Source organism: Streptomyces sp. NPDC002888, assembly GCF_042888465.1.
GTDB lineage: Bacteria > Actinomycetota > Actinomycetes > Streptomycetales > Streptomycetaceae > Streptomyces.
In genome coordinates this window covers 148,526-165,078 of sequence record NZ_JBIAPU010000004.1, presented here as the reverse complement: position 1 = coordinate 165,078, position 16,553 = coordinate 148,526, and the positions used below count along the sequence as shown (strand labels likewise).

At 67.8% G+C, this 16,553-nt stretch carries 12 protein-coding genes and 1 pseudogene; 5 read left to right on the top strand and 8 right to left on the bottom strand.

All coding sequences use genetic code 11. The features are described 5' to 3' along the window. Window positions 1-61: 61 nt before the first annotated feature. The 3 genes from ACFYWX_RS08435 to ACFYWX_RS08425 form a co-directional block, all read right to left on the bottom strand. Window positions 62-826, bottom strand: a complete 765-nt coding sequence (locus ACFYWX_RS08435) for a TIGR03936 family radical SAM-associated protein (protein ID WP_389423196.1) — start codon at window positions 824-826, stop codon at window positions 62-64. A gap of 46 nt (window positions 827-872) precedes the next feature. Next, window positions 873-1,940: a hypothetical protein gene (locus ACFYWX_RS08430; RefSeq protein WP_389423195.1), complete on the bottom strand. Its 1,068-nt coding sequence runs from the start codon at window positions 1,938-1,940 to the stop codon at window positions 873-875. A 290-nt stretch (window positions 1,941-2,230) separates the two neighbouring features. Continuing rightward, window positions 2,231-2,470 (bottom strand): hypothetical protein, encoded by a 240-nt coding sequence (locus ACFYWX_RS08425; protein WP_389423194.1) that lies wholly within the window; start codon window positions 2,468-2,470, stop codon window positions 2,231-2,233. A gap of 118 nt (window positions 2,471-2,588) precedes the next feature. Between ACFYWX_RS08425 and ACFYWX_RS08420 the strand changes: the two genes are divergently transcribed. Then, entirely contained in the window at window positions 2,589-3,569 is a 981-nt protein-coding gene (locus ACFYWX_RS08420) for a hypothetical protein (RefSeq protein ID WP_389423193.1), read from the top strand. Here the strand turns inward: ACFYWX_RS08420 and ACFYWX_RS08415 are convergent. Both ACFYWX_RS08415 and ACFYWX_RS08410 read right to left on the bottom strand, forming a co-directional pair. Continuing rightward, complete coding sequence (locus tag ACFYWX_RS08415; protein ID WP_389423192.1) at window positions 3,566-5,014, bottom strand: Yip1 family protein; 1,449 nt, start codon at window positions 5,012-5,014, stop codon at window positions 3,566-3,568. The two genes, ACFYWX_RS08420 and ACFYWX_RS08415, sit on opposite strands and share 4 nt — an antisense overlap. Before the next feature lie 152 nt (window positions 5,015-5,166). Continuing rightward, window positions 5,167-7,521, bottom strand: a complete 2,355-nt coding sequence (locus ACFYWX_RS08410; protein WP_389423191.1) for an ATP-binding cassette domain-containing protein — start codon at window positions 7,519-7,521, stop codon at window positions 5,167-5,169. Between the two features lie 160 nt (window positions 7,522-7,681). On the opposite strand from ACFYWX_RS08410, the gene ACFYWX_RS08405 reads away from it, so the two are divergent. Next, the gene (locus ACFYWX_RS08405; protein ID WP_389423190.1) at window positions 7,682-8,707 is read left to right on the top strand and encodes a hypothetical protein; all 1,026 of its coding nucleotides are present in this window, start codon (window positions 7,682-7,684) and stop codon (window positions 8,705-8,707) included. A gap of 29 nt (window positions 8,708-8,736) precedes the next feature. Here the strand turns inward: ACFYWX_RS08405 and ACFYWX_RS08400 are convergent, their stop codons facing one another. Beyond that, window positions 8,737-9,822, bottom strand: a complete 1,086-nt coding sequence (locus tag ACFYWX_RS08400; protein WP_389423189.1) for a DUF5937 family protein — start codon at window positions 9,820-9,822, stop codon at window positions 8,737-8,739. A 99-nt stretch (window positions 9,823-9,921) separates the two neighbouring features. Between ACFYWX_RS08400 and ACFYWX_RS08395 the strand changes: the two genes are divergently transcribed. After that, the gene (locus ACFYWX_RS08395; protein WP_389423188.1) at window positions 9,922-11,103 is read left to right on the top strand and encodes an MFS transporter; all 1,182 of its coding nucleotides are present in this window, start codon (window positions 9,922-9,924) and stop codon (window positions 11,101-11,103) included. Between the two features lie 219 nt (window positions 11,104-11,322). Beyond that, a complete protein-coding gene (locus ACFYWX_RS08390) occupies window positions 11,323-12,942 on the top strand; it encodes a recombinase family protein (RefSeq protein ID WP_389423187.1) in 1,620 nt (539 codons plus the stop codon). 404 nt (window positions 12,943-13,346) lie between these two features. Here ACFYWX_RS08390 and ACFYWX_RS08385 read toward each other — a convergent pair whose 3' ends face one another. Continuing rightward, a complete protein-coding gene (locus ACFYWX_RS08385; RefSeq protein WP_389423186.1) occupies window positions 13,347-13,904 on the bottom strand; it encodes an ATP-binding protein in 558 nt (185 codons plus the stop codon). Window positions 13,905-14,107: 203 nt separating this feature from the next. On the opposite strand from ACFYWX_RS08385, the pseudogene ACFYWX_RS08380 reads away from it, so the two are divergent. Beyond that, a pseudogene (locus tag ACFYWX_RS08380) lies at window positions 14,108-15,480 on the top strand (sporulation protein). Between the two features lie 3 nt (window positions 15,481-15,483). On the opposite strand, the gene ACFYWX_RS08375 reads toward ACFYWX_RS08380, so the two are convergent. Further along, the gene (locus ACFYWX_RS08375) at window positions 15,484-16,398 is read right to left on the bottom strand and encodes a phosphotransferase enzyme family protein (RefSeq protein WP_389423185.1); all 915 of its coding nucleotides are present in this window, start codon (window positions 16,396-16,398) and stop codon (window positions 15,484-15,486) included. Window positions 16,399-16,553: the final 155 nt, after the last annotated feature.

Here is a 16,553-nt window from a genome sequence, read left to right as displayed (position 1 = left end):
CCCAGGTGGCTCCCGAGTCCGAGGGCTGCGCTACGACGTCCGTCCCTTCGCGGGACCTTCCTTACGCCGACACCTTCGCGGCGGCAGTCGGATCGGCCGTTGAGTTGGCCTCCGCTGCCTCGCGGTCGGGCGCGAGCGGGTCGGTCACCGTGCCGGTCTCTTCATCGAGCAGCCCCTGCGCCAGCCTGGTCACCGCTGCGGGGACCGGCGGCGCCAGGTCGGCCACGGCGCGGAGACCGGACAGGACGTCGTCGGGTCGAACGGCAGGCGTCACGTGCCGAACAACCAGCCGCAGTATCGCACAGGGCTGGTCGGTCGGCCTATCAGCCGGGTCACTGTGCGTTTCCAGTTGTACGACCGCGGGGCGGGCGTCGAAGGTGCGGACGCCGTTCTTGGTCTTGCGCTGGACCTCGACGGTCTCGGCCGTGTTGAAGGCCTCGACCGCGCGGCCGGCGTCGGCCGGGTCCACTCCCTCCAGCCGCAGCTCCCACACGGAGGCCGTCAGCCGGTCGGCGAGACCCGAGATGCGGGCCTCGACCGCGTCGACGATGTCGAGCCCGGTGGGAAGCGACTCGTCGAGGAGGAGCCTGAGCTTCTCCGGGTCGCGCGCGTCGGTGAGCGCGATCTCCAGGTACTCCGCCTCACTGCCCGTGCCGGTGGGTGCGGCATTGGCGTACGACACCTTCGGATGCGGCGTGAACCCCGCCGAGTACGCCATCGGCACCTCGGCACGGCGCAACGCACGCTCGAAGGCGCGCTGGAAGTCACGGTGGCTGGTGAACCGGAGGCGGCCGCGCTTGGTGTAGCGCAGTCGGATGCGCTGCACCGCGGGTGCGGGCGGCGGGCCTTCGGGCTGTCGCTTGCCCAGTGTCCTAGTCCTTCGTGAGAGCGGTCGTACTACTACCAAGAATACGTGTCTCACGGTCAGAGGGTTCCCGCCGGGCCACCGCCTCCCGCTCGCGCGGCTCGCCGAAGAGCATGCGGCGGAAGTCGGCACGCGCCTGCCGTACGGAGTCACGGGCGGCGGCGAGGGCCTGCCGGGTGGCCCGCCCCACGGCGCGGGCGGCGTCGGCGGCGGGCCGCAGCACCAGGTCCCGTACGACGTGCCCGACCGGTGTCAGCACCGTGCGGTACACCCACCGCACCGGCTCCACGAAGATCCACCGGAAGAGGGTCCCGAGGAACCGTCCGACGGCGAGCGAGATGTGCCCGGCGATCCGCCAGGCGTGCCCGAGCGCGTCCCACACCTCGCGCCCGACGACGGCGAGGACGCGTCCGACGGGTGTGAGGATCCAGCGCCAGAGGGCGAGCGCGGGCAGCACGAACAGAATGCGGGTGGTCCAGTACAGGACCATGCCGACCAGCCGCACGACCCCCGTCACACACCAGGCCACGGCCCGGCCGACGGGCGCGAGGATCCACTCGTACAGCCATACCGCGGGTACGACGACCAGGTACCGCGCGAGCCCGGCCATGACGGTGTACATGCCACGGCCGAGGGCGGCGAACACGGCCCCGATGCCCCTGAGCAGCCACATGATCCCGTGCCCGACCGGGGTGAGCACGCGCGCGTACACCCAGGCGAAGGCATGCCCGACCGGCGTGAGCACGTACCGGTGGAGCCAGATGAGCGGCACGACGACGAGGACCTTGCCGAGCCACGCGAGCACCTTGCCGACAGGGACGAGGAGGTAGCGCCACAGGCCGACGACCGGCCAGACCAACAAGACCTTCCCCAGCCACAGCAGCGCCCGCCCGAGCGGCCTAAGCACGGTGTCCCTCAGAACGCGCCCGACGACGACGAGCGCGTCCCACACCATCCGCACCGGCACGACCAGCACGAGCACCACGATCCGCACGGGAATCCGGATCGCGACGGCGAGACACCCTTCGGGTGGTGCCTGCTGCTGGGGCTGAGCTGATGGCTTTTCGAGGTCCATGACGGCGTAGACGCCTCAGCCGCCCGTCCGGTTCGTGGAGAGCGACCCTTCGGCGACAACACCTGGTCCGAGGCCCGGCGTTCGCGTTGCACGATGCGCCGACCGGGTGAACAGTGGATTCATGGGGCCGGCCCCGGGTCCGCAACGGATGAAGCAAGCAGCACGCGAAGCGCATCTGGAACGACTATGGCCAGAACCGCCCGGCGACACGCCTTCCACAGGGTCAACGCGTCTGTCCTGGTTGCGGCGCTCGCGTTTCCAGCAGGTCTGACAGGTGCGGTGACAGCACTTCAGTCCTCCGGCGTGAGCAGCACCGAAACACCCGCCCAGACGACACCGCCTCCGTCACCCACGGCCACGTCGCCTCCCTCGTCGACGCCGAGCGCGACGCCGAGCGCGACACCGAGCGCGACACCGAGCGCTACTCCGAGCGCTACTCCGACGCCTACGTCCACGCCGTCCACAACGAGTGGTACGTCGACTTCGGGCGACACGCCGACCTCTGAGCACTCGTCAGGTGCCAGCGACACAGACCAAGGTCCGTCCGATCCCCCGACGGAACAAACAGAACAGATTGAAGACGTAACGACGAGCCTGGACGAGGCGAAGGAAGACCTGCCCGAGGAACTCGCGCCGACTGTTGACGAATTGACGACCACCCTCGAAACAGTCGAGGACCCGGAGACGTCGCCGCAGGACAGGCAGGGCGTCATCGAGAGCGTGAAGCAGCTGATCACCGCGCTGGAAGCCATCGGTGACGAGGGCACACCCGACGAGCTGCGGGACCAGCTGATCACACTTGTGGAGGAGGTGTCCTCCACCCTGACGGTGGGCAGCGACCCCGAGGTGTCGCCCGAGGAGCGGTCGTTGATCATCCTGGTGGTGAAGCGGACGACATCTGCTGTGCCCCTGATCTGCGACCCCGACACACCGCAGGAGCTGCGGGACCGGATGATGGCGACGTGGGGACAGCTGAACGACGCGTTGGCGGAAGGCGGGGGTGACCAGACGGTCGGCTGGTTCGCGCGGCAGGTGAGCGCCACGGAGGCCACGGCCGCCGCCCCGGAGACGTCTCCGGAGCAGACGCAGGAACTCGCGCAGAGCGCCTACGACCAGAGTCGGTCCCTGAGGGCCTACAGCGCCCCCGAGACGTCGCCGGAGGGCAAGGCCCGGGCGAAAAAGGACATGAAGGACCGGGGCGCCCGGATCAATAAGCAGCAGGAGGACGCCGCGGCGGATCAGGAGCAGTCGGACGCGTCCCTCGCCGAAGAGGCCACCGTCTGCACCAGCGCCATATTCGAATCGGTGGCGGATCACACCCTCGCGCAGGGGCTGGAGAGCCTCGTGCCCGACGACTGGGACACCGAAGGGGTCAAGGATTTCTGGAAGGCCGAGGAGGCGGAGGACGACGATGAACTCCTCGATGTCCTCGCCCAGCTGCGGAACGACGCGCACGTCCACGGCCCGTTCGAGATTTCGTCACTCATCCCCCAACTCGCTGAGATCCTTCCGAGAGACGAACTCTTCGGAACCCTCGGCACACCGGCTTCCCAGTGCGAGCAGACCGCTTCGGACCTCGACCAGGACTACGGAGTCGATACGGGAACCTGGCTCGCGGAGGCGGATTAGGAGGACCTCAGCAGTTCCGCCAGGGACACCTCTGATGTGAGGGACACCTGCGCGGCCCCGTATCTGTCCAGCTCCCTCTTCTCCTCCTGCCGGAAATTCGACTCCCCCTGGAAGTGGAACGGTGAAATGGACGCGATGGGATCACGCAGTGGAGACCAGATCGCCGTCACATAACGCGGTGCGCGCGTCAGATTGACGAGGTTGTTATTGTGCCGCACCAGCCCGTGATAAATGACCGTCGGGGCGCACCCGCTGCTCAGCGGACAGTAATACCTTCCAGACCTTTTCTTCCAGGAGTAGTGAGGAGTTTCGAACTCCTCCACATCGAGTTTCCCCCGGTCCTTTCTCATATAGAAAATCCTGAGGTCGACCTTCACCGTGTCGTACGTCGCGTCCTTGGGAAGCTGGAAAACATGTCTGAGGGTGTATTCCTGTCCGCTTTCGATCCGGTTGCCCGGGCCGTAGAAATGTCCGCTGCTCAGCATGGTGTAGCCGATCTGACCGACGTGGAGTTCTGCTTCCTCGCCCCGCTTGCCCGCACTCTTTCTCCACTCGTCCTCCAAGTCCCCTTCATCGCTGTACTTTTCGTACCCAGCACCTCTGGCACGGACCTTGTACATGTCATTGACGATGTACACCGGAATTCCTCCGGTGTTCTTCACGTAAAGCGTCAGCGGGACCTGAACGTAAGAAGAGACCGTACGATCCACCTGCGCCTTCCCGAACTCAGCCTTCAAGGCGAAGTGCATCGGGGCCGCCGTGGGTTGGTACATGGTTGAGTAGGCCAGACTGATGCCGGTCAGGAGCGCGGTCGCGACCACACCGGCCGCGAACCTCTTGGGCTGCGGAACCCCCTTCCACGACTTGTCGCGAACAAGAAAGAAAAGCGCCCAGACGGACCAGCACCACAGAGGCATGAAAACCAGCGCGTACGTCGTGAACTCCATCTCTTCGAACCACATGAGCAGCAGAAGACTGTCCGTGGCCAGCGCGATGAGCACACCGAGCAGGACGACCGCCCCGGAGACCTTGGACTGCCGTTTCGACCCGTAGTCGACCGCCGCGCCGGCCGCCAGCAACTGCACCGCGCCCGCCAGGAGGAACGACACCCCACTGATCCGTTGCGCGAACGTCAGCGCCCCGGAGGCGTCCGGCCCTCCGACGACCGCGTTGAGGGCCATGGACGCGAGCAGTCCGGCCACCACGAGGACAGTGACCCCGCGCCGTCGCCAGGCGCGGTCGGGCCACGCCCGGCTGTCACCCCCGCGCCAGCAGACGGACGCCGGATCCTGAAGATCCAAGTCCTCCGGGTAGCCGTGTCGCCCGAGGATTTTCCGCAGTTCGCCCAGGGACCAGGCGCGCCCCACCGTCTCACCGCCCACGACGACCCGACGCAGTCCACGGCTGTCCGGTGGCTCGACGACGACCCAGGGACGGATGCTCATGGCCCCAGGCTCGAACCCGGGACAGCCCGGTGCACGCGGGGCTACCCCGTTCGGCTCCCATGTCCCGAGCGGCGAGCAGCCGCTCGGATCACGGCCGGGGCCGGTGAACGGGCCCGCCGCGCGAGCCCGTCCCACTGACCACGAGAACCTCGTCAGGCGCCGACGTACGCCGCGAGATGCTCCCCGGTGAGCGTGGGGCGGGCGGCGACGAGGTCGGCCGGGGTGCCCTCGAAGACGATGCGGCCGCCGTCGTGGCCGGCGCCGGGGCCGAGGTCGATGATCCAGTCGGCGTGCGCCATGACCGCCTGGTGGTGCTCGATGACGATGACCGACTTGCCGGAGTCGACGAGCCGGTCGAGCAGGCCGAGCAACTGCTCGACGTCGGCGAGGTGAAGGCCGGTGGTCGGCTCGTCGAGGACGTAGACACCGCCCTTCTCCGCCATGCGCGTGGCCAGCTTCAGCCGCTGCCGCTCGCCGCCGGACAGCGTGGTGAGCGGCTGGCCGAGGGTGAGGTAGCCGAGCCCGACGTCGGCGAGCCGGTCAAGGATCTTGTGCGCGGCCGGCGTGCGCGCCTCGCCCACGCCGAAGAACTCCTCGGCCTCGGTCACCGACATCGCGAGCACCTCGCTGATGTCACGGCCGCCGAGGTGATGGTCCAGGACCGCCGCCTGGAACCGCTTCCCCTCGCAGTCCTCGCAGGTGGTGGCGACGCCGGCCATCATCGCCAGGTCGGTGTAGACGACGCCGGCGCCGTTGCAGGCCGGGCACGCGCCCTCGGAGTTGGCGCTGAACAGTGCCGGCTTGACGCCGTTGGCCTTGGCGAACGCCTTGCGGATCGGGTCGAGCAGTCCGGTGTACGTCGCCGGGTTGCTGCGTCGCGAGCCGCGGATGGCGGTCTGGTCGACCGAGACCACTCCGTCCCGCCCGGACACCGAGCCGTGGATCAGCGAGCTCTTGCCCGAGCCCGCCACCCCGGTGACGACGACCAGCGCGCCGAGCGGGATGTCGACGGCGACGTCCTGCAGGTTGTTCGTGGTGGCGCCGCGCACCTGAAGCACACCCGACGGTGTCCGCACCGAGGGCTTCAAGGAGGCCCGGTCGTCCAGGTGCCGCCCGGTGAGCGTGTCGGTGGCCCGCAGTCCTTCGACAGTGCCCTCGAACACCACCTCGCCGCCCTCGGAGCCGGCGCGCGGGCCGAGGTCGACGACATGGTCGGCGATCGTGATCGCCTCCGGCTTGTGCTCCACCACCAGCACGGTGTTGCCCTTGTCGCGCAACTGGAGCAGCAGGTCGTTCATCCGCTGGATGTCGTGGGGGTGCAGCCCGATCGTCGGCTCGTCGAAGACATAGGTGACGTCGGTGAGCGAGGACCCGAGGTGGCGGATCATCTTGGTGCGCTGCGCCTCGCCGCCCGAGAGGGTGCCCGAAGGGCGGTCGAGGCTGAGGTAGCCGAGGCCGATCTCGACGAACGAGTCGAGCGAGTGGCCCAACGCGGTCAGCAGGGGCGCCACCGACGGCTCGTCCAGGCCCCGGACCCAGTCGGCCACATCACTGATCTGCATCGAGCAGACGTCGGCGATGTTCTTCCCGTTGATCTTCGACGACCGGGCCTCGGCGCTGAGTCGGGTCCCGTCGCACTCGGGACAGGTCGAGAACGTCACCGCCCGCTCCACGAAGGCGCGGATGTGCGGCTGCAGCGCGTCGACCTCCTTGGACAGGAACGACTTCTGGATCTTCGGGATCAGCCCCTCGTACGTCAGGTTGATCCCGTCGACCTTGATCTTGGTCGGTTCCTTGTGGAGCAGGTCGTGCAGCTCCTTCTTGGTGAACCGGCTGATCGGCTTGTCCGGGTCGAAGAAGCCGCAGCCCCGGTAGATACGGCCGTACCAGCCCTCCATGCTGTAGCCGGGGATCGTGAGCGCGCCCTCGTTGAGTGACAGGCTGTCGTCGTACAACGCCGACAGGTCGAAATCAGTGACCGCGCCCATGCCCTCACAGCGGGGACACATGCCGCCGAGACGGTTGAACGTGGCCTTCTCGGCCTTCGTCCTGCCGCCGCGCTCCACGGTGATCGCGCCGCTGGCCTTCACCGACGGAACGTTGAACGAGTACGCGTTGGGCGGCCCGATGTGCGGCTTCCCGAGCCGGCTGAACAGGATGCGCAGCATCGCGTTGGCGTCCGTCACGGTCCCGACGGTCGAGCGGGCATTGGCCCCCATCCGCTCCTGGTCGACGATGATCGCGGTCGTCAGCCCGTCGAGCACGTCCACCTCGGGCCGCGCCAGCGTCGGCATGAACCCCTGCACGAACGCGCTGTACGTCTCGTTGATCAGCCGCTGCGACTCCGCGGCGATCGTGTCGAACACCAGCGAGCTCTTGCCCGAGCCGGACACCCCGGTGAACACCGTCAGCCGACGCTTCGGGATCTCGACACTGACGTCCTTGAGATTGTTCACCCGCGCCCCGTGCACGCGAATCACATCATGACTGTCCGCAACGCTCACCATTTCTCCCTCACTCACGCCATCCCGCGCTCACCGTAGACGCGACAAGGTGCCCGGCGCTTCTCGAATACTGACCTCTCCGCGTCCTCTCTTGACTCTGACGCAGCTGGAACCTGGACGATCGCGCCGTACGAAACAGCGACGCTCATCGGAGGCACCCGTCATGCTGCGCGGCAAGGGCATCCACTACGACACCGGCACCTTTCCCAACGGCGACACCTCGCGATCCGTCTTCGACCCCCGGGACGCCGAACGGGACATGCGGGTCATCGCGAAGGACCTGCACTGCAACGCGGTCCGCATCACCGGCGGCGACCCGGACCGGATCGAGACCACGGCGCGGTACGCGGCGGACGCCGGGCTGGAGGTCTGGTTCTCACCGTTCCCCTGCGAACTGACGAACGCCGAGATGCTGCCGCTGTTCACCGACTGCGCGGAACGGGCCGAGCGGCTGCGCCGGGACGGTGCAGCGGTCGCCCTGGTCACTGGCTGCGAACTCAGCCTGTTCGCTCGCGGGTATCTGCCCGGCGACACCTTCAACGAGCGCGTCCCGGTGCTGGCGGGCCCTGATCGCGAGGTCGCGCTCCAGGGCATCCCCGACAAGGTCAACGCCTTCCTGGGGGAGGTCGTCGACGCCGTACGCCCTCTCTTCGGCGGTCGCCTGAGCTACGCCTCCTGCCCCCTGGACGGCGTGGACTGGACCCCCTTCGACGTCGTGGGCCTGGACGCGTTCCGAGGCCTGCGCAACGCCCCCACCTACCGCGACGACCTGCGGGGGGAGTTCGCCCACGGCAAGCCCGTCGCCGTCATGGAAGCCGGCTGCTGCACCTACCGGGGCGCGGGCGACTACGGCGGCGCCGGCTGGTACATGGCCAAGGAAGCCGACGGCGTCACCCTCAAGCCCGATCTGGTGCGCGACGAGAGCGAGCAGGTCCGTTACCTCGACGACCTCATGACCGTCTTCGAAGAGGAGGACGTCGACTCCGTCTTCTGGTTCAGCTTCGCCGGCTTCGCCACACCCCACCGCACGACTGGACCGGACGAGGACATGGCCTCCTACGGCATCGTCAAGATCCTCGACGACCAGAGCAACTACCCCGCGGACACCCGCACCCACCCCGACATGCCCTGGGAACCGAAGGAGGCGTTCCACGCGCTCGCCAGCCGCTACCAGGCACGCGAGAGGTAGGCAGGGCCACTCGCACGGCACGGCACCGCTCAGCGCAGCACGGCCGACAGCAGGTCCGTGCCCAGTGTCGTCATCGCGGGCAGGTTGAGGGTGTAGTGGACGTAGCGACCGTGCCGCCTGGCTGTCAGCAGGTCGGCGCGACGCAGGACGGCGAGATGGCGGGAGACCTCCGGGGGCGAAAGCTCCCAGGCGTGGGCCAGCTCGCCGGTGGTGTGCGGGCCGCGAGCCAGGGTGCGCAGGAGGCGCAGCCGTATCGGATGGGCGAGCGCCTCCAGCCGTAGCCCGACCGTCTCCAGCGACACCGGCTCCGGCGGGTTCGGCTCGGCCACGGGGTACTGCACCACCGGCTGCCACCCGGGAGCGTGGACCACCACCAGGTGCGGGCGGCCGTAGACGCTGGGGATGAAGGTGACCCCGGTGCCGTGCGCGGCGGTCGCCTTGTCCTGCAGCTTGTCCACGACGATGCAGTCGCCGTCCGGTGCCAGCGCGATGGCGCCGGAGACCGACGCGAGTGCCGCGCCGATGCCCTGGCGCGCCAACAGGTCGGTCTTCAGGCGCAGGTCCGCGGCGAGCCGCGCGGCGACACCGGTCCAGGCGGTGTCGAAGAACGCCTCGGCGCACTGTTCGAGTGTGTGGCGCACCCGCGCCCGCACGGCGGCCGGGTCCGCGAGCAGCCGTTCCGTGAAGGCCTCCTGGAGCGCGCCGCGGGCCTGGGCCAGATCCATGGCCCGCTCGCGCGCATCCGCGTCGGTGAGCGGGGAGGGCGCGGCGAAGTGGACCCGGTTGCTGCCACACGTGGTGACGAGCGCGGCCCTCACGTACGTCTCGTCGTCGATCCGGTCGACGTCGTCCAACTCCTGGGCGAGGGTCTGCCGAGGGCGGGCGGGGACCAGGAAGTCGGCGCACGAGGAACGCCAGAGGAACTCCGCCTCCCGCAAACGCTCGGCCAGCTCCGGTCGCAGCCCGGCCCGGACGTCCGCGGCCCAGCCGGCGAGCTGCGGGTGATGCCCGGGGGCGGCCAGCACATGCAACATCGCGGTCAGCTCGGCCAGCGGCGAGGCGGCGAACCGCAGCCGGTCGGACGGCAGACCGGTGATGTCGATGCGCAACGTCATCCCTTCATCATCGCTGGCCGGATGGCCGGTGAAGGCGTCGGTTGACGGTGTCCGTCAACCGACGTGCCCCGCCCGGCGGCCGAACGCACGGTGAGCCCCATGCCCACCACCAAGATCCGGCCCCGCGCCCTCGTCCGTGCCTCCGGAGGCCCCCGCTACGCCGTCGCCCTGGCCGTGGACGCGCTCGGCACCGGCCTGCTGCGGCCCTTCCTGCTGCTGTACGGAGTGACCGTGCTGCGCCTGTCGGCATCGCTCACCGGCACCGCCATGACGGTGGGTGTCGTCGCAGGTCTGGTGTGCATGCCCGCGTTCGGCCGCTGGTTGGACCGGGGCGCGCGCAGCACGGCCGTGGCGGCCTCGATGCTGGTGCGGGTGGCGGGCACGGCACTCCTGCTGGCCGCCCCCGCCGGTAACGTCTGGCTGTTCGCGGCGGCGGCGCTCTTCCTCGGCATCGGCAACCAGGCCTGGCCGGCTGCCCACGCCGCCCTTGTGGCCACGGTCTCCCACGGCCGGGAACGGGACGCGGCGCTTGCGGCGGGCCGCGCCCTGCGCAACGCCGGCCTGGGCGTCGGCGCGCTCATCGCCACCGCCTGCCTGGCGGGCGGCACCTCGGCGTTGCAGGCGCTGGCGGCCGTCACGGGCCTCAGCTACATCGCCGCGGCGGCCCTGGCCCGGTCGGTCCGTGTGCATGCGGATCCGGCCGCGGGCTCGGCCCAGGAACAGGACGACGAGCCCGCGACCGGCATGCGCGCCCTGCTCGCCGCCAACGTGATCTACGTCTTCTGCCTCAACGTCCCCGAAATCGCACTGCCGTTGGTCCTGGTGACCCAGCTGCACGCGTCCCCTGTATGGTCGGCGGGCATTTTCGTGGCCAACACGGTGCTCGTGGTCACTCTCCAGGTGCCGATCACCGTCCTGCTGTCCCGCTACTCCCGGCGGACCGTGCTGGCCCTCGCCGGCGTGGTCCTCGCCCTGTCGTATCTCGGCTTCCTCGTCGCTGCCTCGCTGGACCGCGGCTGGGCCGCCCCCGCCATCGCCGCGGTGTCCGTGCTCTGCACCCTCGGCGAGATCATCTACGCCGGTAGCGCCACGGCGCTGGTCACCGCCCTCGCCCCGGCCCACGCCCTGGGCCGCACCCTCGCCCGTTTCCAGCTCTCCACCGGCTTCGGCCTCGCCGTCTCTCCAGCGGTCATCACCGCTCTCGCCCCCCACGGCTCCGCCGCCCTGTGGGGCAGCCTCGCCGCCGCAACGCTTCTCTCCGCCTCAGCCGTCGCCCACTGAGCCCGTCCACCCGTGCCCTGGTCGGGCGGGTGTACCCGCGTCGGCAGCCGACGCGGGTACACCCGAGCGCATCACCCGCTTCAGCCCCCGCTGCCGCTGGGCACGGGGCCGGCGTTCTTGACCGTGAGCGGCAGCAGCTTCTTGCCGGTCGGGTTTGGATGCTCGTGTCCATCTGCTGCTACACACCAACAGGCCCAAATCTGAGCTACGGTCATCGACATGGGAAAAAGGGCCAGGACTCGCAAGACAGCTGAGCAGCGGCAATACGATGTTGAGGCCGAGTGGACCACGGCAGACTTAGCGCTCTTACGAGAGCTGAAGAGGGCAGACGCACTCTTACCTGACGACGCACCACGGGCCCTGTTGTCCGTGCGGCTGTCCGTCCTCACCGACGACACGACGTCACCGGTTCGGCAGGAACTCGATCTGCGCAAGCTGGCCCTGGATCGCGGCTGCCGAGTTGTCGGCGTAGCCAGCAACCTCAACGTGTCAGCTACCAAGGTTCCGCCGTGGAAGCGCAAGGAACTCGGGGACTGGCTCAACAACCGAGCGCCAGAGTTCGACGAGATCCTCTTCTGGAAGCTCGACCGCTTCGTACGACGGCTGACCGACCTCAGCACCATGATCGACTGGTGCCTGAAGTACGGGAAGAACCTGGTCTCCAAGAACGACTCGATCGACCTGACCACCACGGCCGGGAAGGTCATGGTCACGATCATCGGTGGCATTGCCGAGATCGAGGCGGCCAACACGAGCACCCGTGTGACGAGCCTCTGGGACTACACCAAGACCCAGAGCGACTGGCTTGTGGGCAAGCCCACGTACGGATACGAGACAGCGGAGAACGAGGACGGCAGGGTCGTACTCGCCATCGATGAGGACGCGCACCGAGCGCTGCACTGGTGCCGCAACGCCGCGATGAGGGCCAGGCCCGCTTCGGCCCGTCGCATGGCCAAGGTCCTCGTACGCGCCGGACTCTGCGGGCCGGGCCTGACTACATCGACAATGCTCCGCCGGCTCAGGAACCCGGCGCTCATGGGGTACCGCGTGGAAGAGGACAAGAACGGGGGTGTACGCCGCTCGAAGATCATCCTCGGTAACGACGCCAAGCCCATCCGTGTGGCAGACCCGATCTTCACCGAGGACGAGTTCAAGAGTCTTCAGGACGCCCTGGACCGACGAGCGAAGAAGCAGCCCACTCGACGCCCCGATGGCGCGACGAAGTTCCTCGGCGTCCTGATCTGCCATGACTGCGGCAGCAACATGACGGTGCAGAGGAACCGTGTGAAGGACCGGTCCTACCTGTACCTGCGATGCGGCAAGTGCAAGGGCGGCGGCCACGGCGCACCGAACCCCGAAGAGATCTACAGCAAGCTGGTCGACGACGTCCTGAGGGTTCTCGGGGACGAGCCGGTTATGACCCGCGAGTACCGGCAGGGTGCCGAGGCCCGCAAGGAACTCCAGCGCCTCGAACAGTCCATCAGCTACTACATGACCGGGCTCGAGCCAGACGGCCGCTTCACAAAGACGCGCTTCACCAGGGAGAAAGCTGAGAAGACACTCGATGACCTCATCAAGCAGTTGGAGGCCATCGACCCCGAGTCGACCAAGGATCGGTGGGTGGCCGTGCACAACGGCAAGTCCTTCCGCTCGCACTGGGAGGAAGGCGGTATGGAGGCCATGGCCGCCGATCTGCTCCGGGTCGGCGTGAAGTGCGTGGTCAAGCGAACCAAGGTAAAGGGCGTGCGCGCACCGCGCATCCACATGAAGCTGATGATCCCCAAGGACGTGAGGGACCGCCTGATACTCAAGGAAGACGACTTCGCGGAAGCGTTCTGACACAGGTCGGCCGACGTACGAGGACAGCCGCTTCCCCGAGGCTGAGGGGGAGGCGGTTTCTCGTCTCACGAGAACCACGACGCGGGGTCGAATGGCTCTTCGGTGCCGTCACGGATCATCAAGTTCCTTGAACCAGGGTCGAAATGCAGCACGACGGCCCCGGTACCATCAGGCACCGGGAACCGCCGTGTTCCCAACCGGGCCACCCTTCGCTTCCAGGGCTGATGGGGTGGCCCGGTCTCGGTATGGGGTTGTGAAGCGCGGCCCCTCACTCGGAAGGGAAAACAGGGGTCCCGAAGAAGGGCCGCGCCCTTGGCCAGAGTGGTCGGACTCCAGCCGTTGACCGGGCCGCCGCCCACTCCCGATCGCGAGGGAGTCATCAGCAGGCGGCGCTCCGGTGTCTGTCAGGCCGAGGTGTCGGCCCCCGACTCGTCGAGGTCGAAGCGGCACCACACCGTCTTGCCTCCGCGCTCGTGCGGCGTCCACCAGACCGCCGTCGCCAGCCGCTGGACGATCAGCAGCCCCCGCCCCGCGTCGGGTAACACTGCCTCGGACAGCTCTCCCGCCAGACCTGGAGAGAATGGTTCTACGTACGGGAGCAGGGGAGGTGTCGAGTCCTCGTCGGTGACACCGATGAAGAGCCACTTCGGCCACATCTTGAAGCTCACGTCGATGCGCCGGCAGCCGCCGGGGTAGGACAGATGCAGATCCGGCACGGCATGGTTCACGACATTCCCGACCAGTTCCGAGACCGCCAACCGGGCGTCGTCCACGACCGATTCCACGCCCGAACGCCGAAGGAAAACGGCCGTCATGTCACGCGCCATGCGTGCGGCATCTGCGAACTCGGCGTAGAGCGTCAGCGTCAGGTAGTGCCCGTCGGAGGACGGGTCCGGATCGATGTACCAGTGGGCGTACGCGTCCAGTTCGCTCGCCAAGCGCTTCGCTTTCCCCGCGTCCATCACGTCCCCTTCTCCGAGCGCACGCATCGACTGCTTGCTTCGTGGAAGCCAGTACACGGCGCCAGGTGCGTGACTGGGAGTGTTCACCAGGGGGTTCATGTGAACACCGGCAAATACAAAGGGGGTTCATCAATGAACCCCCCAGAGTGATACTCCTGTGACAGGATGAACACTCGCCGTCATTCTCGGGGTGGCAGGGGAGCATGAGCCGAGAGCCGAACGCGCAGTTAATCGCCCTCATGGACGAAGCTAAGGTCTCCACAAGGGCCTCGCGAAGCGCATGAAAGACGCCGCTGCCCAGCGTGGCATCCGCCTCGGAACAACGCACGTCTCCGTGCAGCGATGGCGGGACGGCGCTGGCATCCAACCGCAGACGGCCGCGATCATGGCCGATGCCCTTGCCGCCAAATTCAGCCGCCGCATCACGCCCAGCGATCTCGGCTTCTTCGACCACACCCAGCTGACCGCCACACAACCGATCGGCTACCCGAGTACGGTCCCCGACGCCCTCTCCGCGCTGGAAGGACTGGCCGACGAACGAGCCGAAGCCCCAGGTTCCGATCACCTGGCTGTCGAGGACAGCGACCTCAGCTCAATGGTCCTGTCATGGATGATCACCCGCCCCGACGGTATCCAGGCTGACAGGCCCGCTCACCAACGCGTCGGCATGCGCGACGTGCGCGCCATCGGGGACGCCGCCAGCATGTTCATGCAGCTCGACTTCAAGTACGGCGGAGGCCACGGTCACAAGGCCCTGCGCCACTACCTCCGCCACGAAGTCCTACCCCTGTTGGACGCCAGTTACAGCGAGAAGGTGGGCACCGCGCTCTTCGGCGCCGCCGCGGAAGTCTCCCAACTCCTGGCGTGGACGGCGTACGACACCGGCAACCACCGCCTCGCCCACCGTTACCTGACATCCACCCTGCGCCTCGCACAGGTCATCGACGACCGCATGTTCGGCGCCCGCATCCTCGGCAACCTCAGCCACCAGGCCAACTACCTTGGCAACCACGCCCAAGCCATCCAACTGGCCCGCGCCGCCGTCGAGGGCGCCAAGGGCCGAGCCACCCCACGCGCCATGGCGAACTACGCGGCGATGGAAGCCGGCGCCCTGTCCCACGTGGGTGAGCGCAGCGCGGCCGGCCGCGCCATGAACGAGGCAGAGCGCCACTTCGAACATGCCGATACTGCCCAAGACCCGGCATGGCTCGACTACTTCGACTCCGCGGAACTCATGGGCGAACTCTGTCACTGCTTGCGCGACCTCAAGATGCGCCGAGAAGCCATCCAGCAGGCCCAGCGCGCCGTGGACAGCACAGACCCGAAGTACGCCCGAACCCTCGGCTTCTGCCGCATGGTGCTCGCCCAGAGCCAGCTACTCAACGGCGAACTGGAAGCCGCCGTCACAACAGCCAGCCTGGCCGTGGACGGCGGCGACACCCTCCAGTCGACACGCTTCCAGCGCTACGTCACCGACTTCCAGGCCCAGGTCAGCATCCACGCAGCGAACCCGACCGTGGCAGCCTTCAACGACCAGGTGCACGACGCACTGGCACGCCTGGAAGACGACGACTAGCGGCTACCAGGGCCGCCAGTCACGAGGCGCATCGTCATTCCGCAGACCCGCGATACGCCGGCGGTACTCGGCCGCCGTCTTCTCGTCCTCCTGAACGTTCTGCATGAGCCACGTCGTCATGCCGAACTCTTGCAGTCCACGCAGCGTCTCGTACCCGCGCCAGTCGTACAGGTCACGCCCGTAGGCGGCCACGAAGTCGGCGTACTGCTCGTCGGTCTGCCATCCAAGGCTGTGATGCTCGACAGCGGTCACCATCAGATCCCACTCAGGATGGTCGTAGCAGAAGGCCTCGAAGTCGATCAGGAGCACCTGCCCCTGATCATCAACCATGAGGTTCTGCACGTGGGCATCCCCGTGCACAGGCCCCTTGGGAGTCTCGAACCGCAACTCGTCGTACTTGTCGCGGAGCTCCCGCCACCGCTTGCGCAGAAAGACCTTGTCGTCCTCCGGGATGACGGCCCGATCCATCCGCAGCTCTTGCTTGTCGAAGGGATCGAACGACGGGAGCTCAAGCCCCGTCGGCACCTTCAGGGAGTGCAGATGCCGCAGGATGCCGCCCAACTCCCCATAGGTGGCCTTACGGTCACCTTCGACGATCTGATGCCAGAACGTCACGGGGTGCCCCTCAATCAAGAGCGGCTGCTCAAGATCCTCGACGATCCGAGCGGCCGGAAACTCCTCTCCGGCCAGCCACCGCGAGACAGCCACCTCTGTACAAGCCGTCCGCAGCCACTCTTCGCCACGAGCCACGCGCACGATCACCGGGGCCGAAGCCAGCCGGAACAAGGCGTTCTCCCCGAGGCGAATCAACCTCGCCCCCGTGTCATCAAGCCCCGCAGTCCGGCACGCAGCCACCATCACCCGCGTAGCCCTCGCCGACGTGAACCCCTCTTCCGATCGAGCAGCGTCAACCGCCATGCCCGTACCAGCTCCCCTAGTCGCGCGATCAACCAGCACACGCCTACGGGTGACCAACCCGACACGCGCCGGACACTCTCCAACCGTACCCAACTGAAGGCCGCGCTCCGAATGCATGTTACGGGAAACCTATGTAAAATTCCGCCTCTCCTAAA